The sequence below is a fragment of the Pigmentiphaga sp. genome, assembly GCF_019689535.1.
Classification (GTDB): Bacteria; Pseudomonadota; Gammaproteobacteria; order Burkholderiales; family Burkholderiaceae_B; genus Pigmentiphaga.
The window spans coordinates 1-11,630 of record NZ_JADGHH010000109.1; the positions used below are offsets into that span (position 1 = coordinate 1).

General features: G+C 65.8%; 11 protein-coding genes. 7 read left to right on the plus strand and 4 right to left on the minus strand.

The window, feature by feature from the left end; translation table 11 throughout:
- Positions 1 to 78: 78 nt before the first annotated feature.
- From IRZ12_RS10790 to IRZ12_RS10800, 3 genes are all read right to left on the minus strand, one after another.
- Positions 79 to 207 carry a hypothetical protein gene (locus IRZ12_RS10790; protein ID WP_296468231.1) on the minus strand — a complete coding sequence of 43 codons (129 nt, stop codon included), beginning with the start codon at positions 205 to 207 and terminating at the stop codon, positions 79 to 81.
- 116 nt (positions 208 to 323) lie between these two features.
- Positions 324 to 800, minus strand: a complete 477-nt coding sequence (gene ssb, locus IRZ12_RS10795) for a single-stranded DNA-binding protein (protein ID WP_296468233.1) — start codon at positions 798 to 800, stop codon at positions 324 to 326.
- 158 nt (positions 801 to 958) lie between these two features.
- Positions 959 to 2,173 (minus strand): MFS transporter, encoded by a 1,215-nt coding sequence (locus IRZ12_RS10800; RefSeq protein ID WP_296468235.1) that lies wholly within the window; start codon positions 2,171 to 2,173, stop codon positions 959 to 961.
- Between the two features lie 317 nt (positions 2,174 to 2,490).
- On the opposite strand from IRZ12_RS10800, the gene uvrA reads away from it, so the two are divergent.
- A complete protein-coding gene (uvrA, locus tag IRZ12_RS10805) occupies positions 2,491 to 5,391 on the plus strand; it encodes an excinuclease ABC subunit UvrA (protein WP_296468237.1) in 2,901 nt (966 codons plus the stop codon).
- Between the two features lie 34 nt (positions 5,392 to 5,425).
- Here the strand turns inward: uvrA and IRZ12_RS10810 are convergent, their stop codons facing one another.
- Positions 5,426 to 5,965 carry an adenine phosphoribosyltransferase gene (locus IRZ12_RS10810; RefSeq protein ID WP_296468239.1) on the minus strand — a complete coding sequence of 180 codons (540 nt, stop codon included), beginning with the start codon at positions 5,963 to 5,965 and terminating at the stop codon, positions 5,426 to 5,428.
- A gap of 206 nt (positions 5,966 to 6,171) precedes the next feature.
- Here IRZ12_RS10810 and IRZ12_RS10815 point away from each other — a divergent pair, with 206 nt between their 5' ends.
- Genes IRZ12_RS10815 through IRZ12_RS10840 form a run of 6 tightly spaced genes read left to right on the plus strand, consistent with a single transcriptional unit; the run spans position 6,172 to position 11,324 of the window.
- Positions 6,172 to 7,188: a KpsF/GutQ family sugar-phosphate isomerase gene (locus tag IRZ12_RS10815; protein ID WP_296468241.1), complete on the plus strand. Its 1,017-nt coding sequence runs from the start codon at positions 6,172 to 6,174 to the stop codon at positions 7,186 to 7,188.
- 7 nt (positions 7,189 to 7,195) lie between these two features.
- Complete coding sequence (locus IRZ12_RS10820; protein WP_296468243.1) at positions 7,196 to 7,804, plus strand: HAD family hydrolase; 609 nt, start codon at positions 7,196 to 7,198, stop codon at positions 7,802 to 7,804.
- Entirely contained in the window at positions 7,801 to 8,418 is a 618-nt protein-coding gene (gene lptC / locus IRZ12_RS10825) for an LPS export ABC transporter periplasmic protein LptC (protein ID WP_296468246.1), read from the plus strand. The genes IRZ12_RS10820 and lptC overlap by 4 nt, the downstream gene beginning before the upstream one ends.
- A gap of 7 nt (positions 8,419 to 8,425) precedes the next feature.
- Positions 8,426 to 9,028 carry a lipopolysaccharide transport periplasmic protein LptA gene (gene lptA, locus IRZ12_RS10830; protein WP_296468248.1) on the plus strand — a complete coding sequence of 201 codons (603 nt, stop codon included), beginning with the start codon at positions 8,426 to 8,428 and terminating at the stop codon, positions 9,026 to 9,028.
- Between the two features lie 2 nt (positions 9,029 to 9,030).
- Entirely contained in the window at positions 9,031 to 9,837 is an 807-nt protein-coding gene (gene lptB, locus IRZ12_RS10835; protein WP_296468250.1) for an LPS export ABC transporter ATP-binding protein, read from the plus strand.
- Between the two features lie 8 nt (positions 9,838 to 9,845).
- Positions 9,846 to 11,324, plus strand: coding sequence for an RNA polymerase factor sigma-54 (locus IRZ12_RS10840; RefSeq protein ID WP_296468253.1), 1,479 nt, complete (start codon positions 9,846 to 9,848; stop codon positions 11,322 to 11,324).
- The last annotated feature ends 306 nt before the right edge of the window (positions 11,325 to 11,630 follow it).

Below are 11,630 nucleotides of genomic sequence, written 5' to 3' on the forward strand. Positions count from 1 at the left end.
CGCCAGCAGCAGGAACCCACCGAAGCGACTCAGGGGCGGCTCAATGCCGCTCCTGAGCGCCGTAGGAATCTCCGGCCTTCAGACCGGGGAGGATGTCAACTCGACCAAGATGTCATGGCCGGCGGGAACGGGTTCAGGCAAGGAGATGTCGAGCAGCGCCTCGGGATGATTGATGGGCAGCGGACGTTCATAGCCGACGGCTTTCATGCGAAGGAACTCCTGGCAACACGCATCGCAGCGCGGCTACCCTGCGGCCCGCCTCGCGCTCGAAGGGGAAAAAAGGGTTCCGCACGACCGTAGCCGGCCGCGCGGCGCTTGACGCGTCAGAACGGGATGTCGTCGTCCATGTCCGCGAAATTGGGCGCGGCACTGCCGGACGAGGCGGGACGCTGCGGCGCGCCGCCCGCGGGACGAGCACTCTGGCGAGGAGCCGGCGCGGAATCGCCGTACGAATCGCCGCCGCCTTCCCGGCCACCGAGCATCTGCATTTGGTCTGCAATGATTTCGGTGGTGTATTTGTCCACACCGTCCTTATCCTGCCATTTGCGGGTCTTCAGGCGGCCTTCCACGTAAACGGAGCGGCCTTTCTTCAGGTATTCGCCCGCGATTTCGGCCAGGCGGTTATAGAAGACGACGCGGTGCCATTCGGTTTCTTCGCGCCGCTCGCCGGTGTTCTTGTCCTTCCATTGGGACGTGGTGGCGATGGACACGTTGCAGATCGCGGCGCCGTCGGGCGTATAGCGAACTTCAGGATCGCGCCCCAGGTTGCCGACCAGGATGACTTTGTTGACGGATGCCATTACCACACTCCTATTGACTGGTTTCGCCGGCCCGCAGCGAGGCGGGGGGATTGTAGCCACCCCGGCCTGGCGCAGCTACGGGGCATGAAAGAAAAAACATCATTGGTTGAAAATGCGGCTCCCGCAATACGGGCTCGCGCGTAGATGGGACAAAAGGCTCAAGTCGCCGAGCGGGAAGCCCGGTCCGGTCGCCCCGAGACGCGTGCCGGCAAAGGTTTCATCCCCCAGGCCGCCAGCAGCCACATCGCCGCCAGGACGGCCGCTGCCTGGAACACGGAATCCGGCCCTAGGCGGGATGCCAGCGCTCCGCCCAATGCTCCGCCCAAGAACAATCCGATGGCCTGGCTCGTATTATAGAAACCGAGCGCCAGGCCCTTGAGCGCAGGCGGGGCAACCCGCGATACGAGCGAAGGCTGCATGGCCTCCAGGATATTGAAGACGGAGAAGAAAGCGATGAGCGCCGCGACCAGCCAGGCGAAATGGCGCTGCGCCCAGGCAAAGAACACGCATACCAGCACGAGCCCGGCGATCGCCGCCAGCATGGTCTTGCGATGCGTGGCAAAGCGCTCGGTCACGCCGATCACGGGCACCATGACGACAAACGACGCCAGCACGACCGGAAGATAGACCTTCCATAGGGCGCCCGCCGCAAGGCCACCGGTTTGGGCCAGCGCCGCGGGCACCACGACGAACAAAGCGACCTGGATCAGGTGCAGCGTAAAGACGCCCAGGTTCAGGCGCAGCAAATCCGGGTGGGCCACCACGCCGGATAGCGAAGCGGGGGCGGAGCCGACGGTGCGCGGCGCCTCCGGCACCACCCAGGCCGCGATCCCGAGCGCCGCCACACCCAGCGCTGCAATGGTCCAGAACAGGCCGGTCAGGCCGCCCCACCCCACCAGTACCGGCGCCGCCACCAAAGAAACCGCGAAGGTCAGGCCGATGGAAGCGCCTATCATCGCCATGGCCTTGGTCCGCACCTCGTCGCGCGTTGCGTCCGCCAGCCACGCCGTCACGGCGGCAGATATCGCGCCCGAGCCTTGGATAGCCCGCCCGAGGGTAATCCAGAACAGATCGTTCCCCACGGCGCAGATGATGCTGCCGACGACGAAGAGCACCAGGCCGAACACGACCACAGGACGGCGCCCCCATTTGTCGGATGCCAGGCCGAACGGAATCTGCATGAACGCCTGCGTCAAGCCATACATGCCGAGCGCCAGCCCGACCCGGGCGGCGTCGTTGCCGCCCGGCAGCTCTTTCGCGGCCACGGCGAACACGGGCAGGAGCAGAAAGAGCCCGAGCATGCGGCACATGAAGAGCGCCGCCAACGAAAGCCCGGCACGGCGTTCGAAGGGAGTCATCCGGAAAGCGGTCATCGGCCCGCCCCGCACGCGGCGGCAGGCGCAGCAGCCGAAGGCTGCGCCGAGCCAAACCCGCTCCGCACTTGATCCAATACGAGTTTCTTCGTCATGTCACCCATCGCTGTCGCCGGCCGCCAGCGATAGCACCGGCGCCGCACCCCCTGCCTCTCCCTTCCCCCGTTGGATCGCGGCCGCGCCAATCCTGGGGAAGCGGCCTGGCCGCGCGAGGGGCATTCCACTGACACTGCCCCTTGAGGGGGAGCGCGTAAGCACGCACGGGGGGGTTATATTACCAAGTTGGCTTTCTGCCGGACCGGCTCGGGAAAGGTTTGATGGATGTCATTCGCATCAGGGGCGCACGCACCCACAATCTGAAAAACGTATCGCTGGAACTGCCTCGCCACCAGCTCGTGGTGATCACGGGGTTATCGGGCTCCGGCAAGTCGTCCCTGGCTTTCGACACCCTCTATGCCGAAGGGCAGCGCCGCTACGTCGAGAGCCTCTCGGCCTACGCCAGGCAGTTCCTGCAGCTGATGGACAAACCTGAGGTGGATTTGATCGAAGGGCTGTCGCCCGCGATCTCCATCGAGCAAAAAGCGGCCAGCCACAACCCCCGCTCGACCGTGGGCACGGTCACGGAAATCCACGACTACCTGCGACTGCTGTTCGCACGCGTCGGCACGCCCTATTGCCCGGAACACAACCTGCCCTTGCAGGCGCAGAGCATCAGCCAGATGGTCGATATCACGCTTGCCCTGCCCGCCGAGACCCGCTTGGCCATCCTGGCCCCGCTCGTGCGCGACCGCAAGGGCAGCTTCGAGGATGAGCTGGCCAACCTCCAGGCGCAGGGCTTCGTGCGGGTGCGGGTGGATGGCGAGATGCTGGACATCGACCGCGCTCCCCCGCTCAAGAAGAACGAAAAGCACAATATCGACGTGGTGATCGACCGGCTGCGCGTGCGGCCCGACGCCCAGCAGCGCCTCGCCGAGAGCTTCGAGACGGCGATCGCGCTGGCAGAGGGCCGGGCCATCGTGCTGGAGATGGACGCCGACGGACCGGGGCGCGAACACCTCTTCTCCAGCCGCTACGCCTGCCCGGTTTGCGGCCACAGCCTGCCCGAGCTCGAACCGCGCCTGTTCAGCTTCAACAACCCCATCGGCGCTTGCCCCAGCTGCGACGGCATCGGCCACGTCGGCTTCTTCGACCCGAAACGGGTCGTGGCTTTCCCCGAACTGAGCCTGGCCGGAGGGGCGATACGCGGCTGGGACCGCCGCAACCCCTTCTACCACCAGCTGCTGACCAGCCTGGCGGCCTTTTACGAATTCGACGTCGAGACGCCCTTCGAAGAACTGCCGGAAACCATCCAGCAGCGGGTACTGTTCGGTTCGGGCGACGAGGAAATCGCCTTCACCTACGTCAACGAAAAAGGTCGCACCACCGTGCGCACGCACCCGTTCGAAGGGGTCATCCCCAACCTCGAGCGGCGCTGGCGGGAAACGGACTCCCCGACCGTTCGCGAGGAGCTCGGCAAGTACCGGAACATCAAGACCTGCCCCGACTGCGGCGGCTCGCGCCTGCGCGCGGAGGCACGCCACGTCCGGGTCGGCGAGGGGGACTACGGCCGGGCCATTTTCGAACTGGAAGCCTTGCCCTTGGCCGAATGTCAGCGGTGGTTCGAGCACCTCACGCTCACCGGCTCCAAGCGCGAGATCGCGGACCGCATCGTGCGGGAGATCCTGGCGCGCCTGACTTTCCTGAATAACGTGGGCCTGGGCTATTTGTCGCTGGACCGCAGCGCCGACACCATCTCTGGCGGCGAGGCCCAGCGCATACGCCTGGCGAGCCAGATCGGCTCGGGGCTGACCGGCGTGATGTACGTGCTGGACGAGCCGTCCATCGGGCTGCACCAGCGCGATAACGACAGGCTGATCGAAACCCTGCGCCACCTGCGCAACCTGGGCAACAGCGTGATCGTGGTCGAGCACGACGAAGACATGATCCGCGAAGCCGACTGGGTCGTGGACATGGGGCCGGGCGCAGGCGAACACGGTGGCCAGGTCGTTTCGCAGGGAACGCCGGCCGACATCGTGGCCGATCCGAACTCGCTCACGGGCCAGTACCTGAGCGGCAAAAAATCCATCCCCATTCCGCCCCGCCGGCCCGTGCGCGGCGCAGACCTGCCCTGGCTGGAACTGAAAGGCTGCACCGGCAACAACCTCAAGGGCGTGGACCTGCGCATCCCCGCCGGCCGCCTGGTATGCGTGACCGGCGTGTCGGGGTCGGGAAAATCCACACTGGTCAACGACACCCTGGTCAATGCGGTTTCCCGGCACCTCTACAACAGCCAGACGGAACCGGCGCCGTACGAATCCATCGACGGGCTGGAACACTTCGACAAAATCATCAGCGTGGACCAGAGCCCCATTGGCCGCACCCCGCGCAGCAATCCGGCCACCTACACCGGCCTGTTCACGCCGATACGGGAGCTCTTCGCCGGGGTACCCGAAGCGCGGGCGCGCGGCTATGACCCCGGCCGCTTCAGCTTCAACGTGAAAGGCGGCCGCTGCGAGGCCTGCCAAGGCGACGGCGTCGTGAAGGTGGAAATGCATTTCCTGCCCGACATCTACGTGCCATGCGACGTCTGCCACGGCAGCCGCTACAACCGGGAAACGCTGGAAATCCGCTACCGCGGCCGCAACATCAGCGAGGTGCTGGACCTCACGGTCGAGCAGGCGCTGGAGTATTTCGACGCGGTGCCCGCCATCGCGCGCAGGTTGCAGACCTTGATCGACGTCGGGCTGGGCTATATCCGCCTGGGGCAAAGCGCCACCACGCTGTCGGGAGGCGAGGCGCAGCGCGTGAAGCTATCGCAAGAGCTATCCAAGCGGGGCACTGGCCGCACCCTCTACATCCTGGACGAACCGACGACGGGCCTGCATTTCCACGATATTTCCCTGCTGCTGCGCGTGCTGGGACACCTGGTGGACGCCGGCAACACCGTGGTCGTGATCGAACACAACCTGGACGTGATCAAGACGGCGGACTGGATCATCGACATGGGCCCGGAAGGCGGCGATGGCGGGGGGCGCATCGTGGCCGAAGGAACGCCGGAAGACATCGCCGCAGCGGCAGGCAGCCACACGGGCCGCTACCTGAAGAAATACCTCGCCCCGGGCGCAGCGGCCGAATCCTCGCCGCCCGCGCGCGCCGTCCGCCGGCGCAAGACCGGGTGAGGCGTTCCGGCGCGGCTGAAGGAACCGCCCCGCCTCACTCCTCGAATTCGCAAACGGTGTAAAGGTTCAGGCCCGAGCCCCGTATGGCCTGCGACCCGCCCAACTTGGGCAGGTCGATGACTGCTGCCGCTTCGACCACATTGGCGCCCAGCCGCTGCAGCAGCTTCATGCCGGCGAGCATGGTTCCCCCGGTGGCGACCAGGTCGTCGACCAGCAGCACGCGCTGGCCGGGCCGCACCGCATCGGCGTGCATTTCCACCGAGTCACTGCCGTATTCCAGGGAATACTGCTCGGCGATGGTGTCGAACGGCAGCTTGCCTTTCTTGCGGATGGGAACGAATCCCAGGTTCAGTTCGTGCGCGATGACACTGCCGACGATGAACCCGCGTGCGTCGATGCCTGCCACCAGGTCCAGCCGCTGGTTCATGTAACGGTACACGAACAGGTCGATCAGCACCCGGAAGCTGCGCGGATCCTGCAGCAGGGGGGTGATGTCGCGAAACAGCACGCCAGGCTTGGGCCAATCGGGCACCGTGCGGATGCGGTCGCGGATGTAATTCGGATCCAGGAACATGGCGGACTCGGCGAAGAATCGGATCAGGACCAGGGTTCGGCAACCCGGCGCGCAACACGCAACTGTACCCCAAAGACGGCAAAAGCAAGGATCGTGCCCTTGCTACTATACTGGTAGATCGTCGCAATTGAACGGCCGTCGCCGTCCCTTGGCCGGCGTGAGGCGCTTTTTTCGCCGCCCCCCGGGGCGGCGGCCCGGACTCAATCATGAACACCTCAGACAACGGCACGTCCAACCCGTACGTTCCCGGCGCTCCCGGCTCGGTCGACGTCATCGGCTCGGCCCGCAGCACCCTGGCAGTGGAGATCGAGGCGCTCCAAGCGCTGTCGCAGCGCCTGGACCGCACTTTCGAGCGGGCGGTGGACATGATCCTCGGCTGCCGCGGGCGCGTAGTCGTGAGCGGCATCGGCAAATCCGGCCACATCGCGCGCAAGGTCGCCGCGACCCTGGCCTCCACCGGCACCCCCGCCTTTTTCGTGCACGCGGCCGAAGCAGTCCATGGGGACCTCGGCATGATCACGGCCAATGACGTGCTCATCGCCATTTCGTATTCCGGGACGACCGCCGAGCTGCTCACCATCGTCCCGGTGGTCAAGCGGCTGGGCTCGAGCCTGATCGCCATCACCGGCAATCCCGACTCCGAGCTCGCGCAACTGGCCGACCTGCACCTGGATGCCAGCGTCCCGCAGGAGGCCTGCCCCATGAACCTTGCCCCCACGGCCAGCACCACCACGGCGCTGGCGCTGGGCGACGCCCTGGCGGTCGCCTGCCTCGAGGCGCGCGGCTTCGGGCCGGAGGATTTCGCCCGCTCGCACCCGGGCGGCGCGCTCGGGCGGCGCCTGCTGACCCACGTGCGGGACGTCATGCGCACCGGGCGCGACGTGCCGACCGTTCAAGTCACCGCATCCGTCACCGATGCCCTGGAAGAGATCACCCGCAAGAGCATGGGCATGACCGCGGTCCTCGACGGCGAACGGCTGGTGGGCATTTTTACCGACGGCGATTTGCGTCGCCTGATAGAACGAGAAGGCGACATCCGCCACTTGACGGTGGTCGCCGGCATGACCCGCAACCCCCTATACATCGGTCCGGATGCGCTGGCCACCGAGGCGGCTGCGCTGATGGATGAAAACCGCAAGAACCAGTTGCTGGTGCTCGACGCGTCCGGCAAGCTGGTCGGCGCCCTCCACACTCACGACCTGATGGCTGCAAAGGTGCTCTGACGTTCCCATGGCGATTCCCCTCACTCCCCACCCGGCAGAAGCCCTCATCCTGGCACGCGTGCCACAGGACGTGCGCGAGCGCGCTGCGCGCCTGCGCATGATGATTTTCGACGTCGACGGCGTGCTGACCGACGGCCGGCTCTATTACGGCGAGCACGGAGAAACCGTCAAGCGCTTTCACGCACTGGACGGATTCGGGCTGCGCATGCTGCACGAAAGCGGCGTGGAAGTCGCGTTCATGACGGGCCGCGAGTCTCCCACGGTGGCCCGGCGCGCGGCCGAACTCGGCATTTCGGAGGTGCAGCAGGGCATCCGGGACAAGAACGCCGCCGTGACCGCCCTCGCCCAGCGCCACAACCTCGAGTTGGATGAAATCGGCTTCATGGGCGACGACATCATCGACCTGGCGGCCATGCACCGCGTCGGGTTTGCCGCCAGCGTGTCCGAAGCGCCGGTCTACATCACGCAGGCGGCGCACTGGGTCGCCTCCCGCCCCGCCGGTGGCGGCGCGGCCCGCGAGTGCTGTGACTTGATCCTCGCCGCCCAGGGCCGCCTGGGCGGATACATCACGAGCCGCGCGCGCACCACGCTGATGGCCTCGGGATCGCCGCAATGAAAGACCGCATCGCCTCGGGCGTCTCCATCGCATTGCTGGCCGCCCTGGTGGCAGGCACCTGGTGGGCGGCCGACTATGCGCGCCGCGCCGTGGCGGAGGACCCGCCGCGACGCCTGACGCACGAAATCGATTCCTACGTCGAGGAATTCGTCATGGTGCGCAGCGACGAAAACGGCATGCCGACGACGCGGATGGAAGGCGACCGCCTGGTGCACTATCCGGACGACGACTCTTCCGAAGTCACGCAATTCCGCGCCGTCAGCCAGCGGCCCGAGCGGCCCACGATGACCGCAACCTCGCACCACGCACGCATGGACCAAGACGGCGCGCGCGTGGTCATGCGCGGCGACGTACACCTGCGCCGGCTGCCCGGGCACGGACGCTCGGAACTCGACATACGCAGCGAAGAGATCACGCTTTTGCCCGACGACGACGTTGCCTTCACGGACCTACCCGCCACGATCGTGAACGGGACCACACGCATACAGGGCCGGGGCATGCGCTACGACAACGTCTCGCGCGAACTGAAGGTGGACAACCAGACGCGGGTACAGATACAGCCCAACAGCGCGCGGCCGCCCGCCCCGACCAGGCGGCCGCCATCCAAGGGATAAGCCTACCGTGCCAAACTATCGACTCTCCCGGATCGTCTTTCATGCCGCGATCGCGCTGGCCGTTGCCTGGGCCGGGCAGGCAGTCGCGGCGCGCGCAGACAGTTCACAGCCGACGACGGTCGACGCCGACTCGCTGCGCTATGACGACTTGAAACAGACCTCCATCTTCACCGGCAACGTCGTGCTGACAAAGGGATCGCTGATCCTGCGTGCCGACCGGCTGGAATTGCGCGAAGACCCCGAGGGCTACCAATACGGCGTGGCCACGGCCAATCCCGGCAAGCTGGTCTATGTCCGCCAACGGCGCGAAGGCAAGGACGAATACATCGAAGGCGAAGGCGAACGCGTCGAATACGACGGCCGCAACGAACTGATCCACTTCATCTCCAAGGCCGTGGCAAGGCGCCTCGAATGCGAGCAGATGGTCGACGAGGTGCGCGGCCAGCGCATCACTTACAACCAGCGCACCGAAACCTACACCGCGACCGGTGGCCCCCAGGCGCCCACGCCCAACCGCCGCGTGCGCACCGTCATCCAGCCGCGTGGCCAGGCAGCCGACGGCACGCCGGCCGCGGGTTGCCCCGCAACGCCGGCCAAGGGGTCCCGTTGAACATGGCGCAACGCACCGAAACCGGAAACGCGGCCCCGACCCGGCGCCCCGAGGAGTCCGAAAGCAGCCAGGGACGGCTGCGCGCCGAAGGGCTGCGCAAGTCCTATCAAAACCGCACCGTCGTCAAGAACGTATCGCTGCACGTGGACGGCGGCGAAGTCGTGGGATTGCTGGGCCCCAACGGCGCCGGCAAGACCACGTGCTTCTACATGATCGTCGGGCTCGTACCGGCTGACGCGGGCAGCATCGACATCGACGGTGTGCCCGCCACCAGCCTGCCCATCCACAAGCGCGCACGGCTGGGGTTGTCCTACCTCCCCCAGGACGCGTCCGTGTTCCGCCGGCTCAACGTCGAGCAAAACATCCGCGCCGTGCTCGAGCTGCAGCACAACCCCGACGGCTCAGTGCTGACTGCGCGCCAGGTGGACGAGCACCTGGAATCCCTGCTCGACGAATTGCAGATCGGACACATCCGCAGCAACGCGGCGATATCGCTGTCGGGCGGAGAGCGGCGGCGCGTGGAAATCGCCCGCGCGCTCGCCACCAACCCCCGGTTCATTCTGCTGGACGAACCATTCGCCGGCGTGGACCCCATTGCCGTCATCGAAATCCAGCGCATCGTGCGTTTCCTCAAGAGCCGCGGCATAGGCGTGCTCATTACCGACCACAATGTGCGCGAGACGCTGGGCATCTGCGATCGGGCCTACATCATCAGCGACGGCACGGTGCTCGCCAGCGGACATCCTGAAGAAATCGTTGGCGACCCGGCCGTGCGCCGGGTCTATCTGGGAGAACATTTCCGCATGTAGCGGTGCCCATGCTCAAGACCGGTCTTCAACTCCGCACTTCCCAACACCTGGCGCTGACGCCGGCGCTGCAACAGTCGATCAAGCTGCTGCAGCTGTCGACGCTCGAACTCGAACATGAGATCGAGCAGATCTTGCAGGAGAACCCGCTGCTCGAACGGGAAGACGAACCCGTCGCCGGCGCATTGCGCGTCGACGCGGACGGCAGCATGCATGCCATCGCGCCCAGCACGTCGGCCGCCGACGCCGAAAGAGAAAACGGCGGCGACGATGGCGCCGTCTCGTCGGATGATGCGCACGAACTGCACGACGCCCCCTCCCTGCACGAGATGCCGCGCGCGGGAGGAGAACATGACGACGACACCGCGCCCCAGCTGGCCGCTCCCTCCGCCTCGCTGCGCGAATTCTTGCTCGGGCAATTGGCCCTGACGCAGGCGACGCGACGCGACGCCGCGCTGGTAACGGCATTGATCGACGAGTTGGACGACAACGGTTATCTCGAAACGCCGCTGGAGGAGCTGGCCAGCCTGTTCCCGCCCGAGCTGGAAATCGACATGGACGAATTGCGCTCGGCGCTGCGGCTGCTGCAATCGTTCGAGCCCGCAGGCGTCGGTGCGCGCAATATCGCCGAATGCCTGTCGCTGCAATTGCGCGACCCAGACCTCAATTGCCTGCCCGAGGCGCGCGACCCCGACGTGCTGGCATTGGCACGCAGCATCGCCGCCGAACATTTGTCCCTGCTCGGTGCGCGAGACTATGCCAAGCTGCGCAAGGCGCTCGGATGCACCGACGACCAGCTGCGGGCCGCGCAAAGCCTGATCCGCAAGCTCGATCCGAGGCCGGGCGCGCGCTACTCCACGCCTGCCGCAGACTACGTCGTTCCCGACGTCATCGTGCGCAAGATCGGCAATCAGTGGCGCGCCACGCTCAACAGCGAAGCCGTGCCTAAACTGCGCATCAATCAGATGTACGCGCAGATCCTCAAGTCCGAACGCAGTTCCGCACATCCCGGGCTGTCGTCGCAACTGCAAGAGGCGCGCTGGCTGATCCGCAACGTCCAGCAGCGCTTCGACACCATCTTGCGCGTCGCCCAAGCCATCATCGACCGCCAACAAGGTTTCCTCAACCATGGCGAGGTGGCCATGCGCCCCCTTGTATTGCGCGAAATAGCAGATACACTAGGGTTGCATGAGTCGACGATCTCGCGCGTGACCACGCAGAAATACATGCTCACGCCGCTGGGAACGTTCGAGCTCAAGTACTTCTTCGGCAGCCACGTTGCCACGGAAACCGGCGGCGCGGCGTCGTCCACGGCGATTCGCGCGCTGATCAAGCAACTCATCGGAGCGGAGGACCCAAAACAGCCACTATCCGACAGTCAACTTGCTCAGATGCTCGGAGAACAGGGAATCGTCGTTGCGCGGCGCACGGTGGCCAAATACCGCGAAGCCCTCAAGATTCCCCCCGTTTCTTTGCGCAAAAGCATCTGAAGCGGCTCTCGCAAAACGCGGTGCTGACTATTCATCACGGAGACTAGGGTTAGACCGTACTTGAAAGCCTCGAACTCAGGCGCACTTTCAGGTTAACCGCTGAATTGCATGTGCCCGCCACTTCGATTGCGTGGCAATCCGCCGGACATCCGGCCGCGACGCAAGCAAAGTGGCACGCGCGTGCCACGATGCGCCGGTGCCCGCGGACACCGGCGCCGGCCCGGGAGCATTCCCGGTACATCGCATCAAGGAGGGCTTTACATGAACCTGAGCATCAGCGGACATCACCTCGTCGTGACTCCGGCC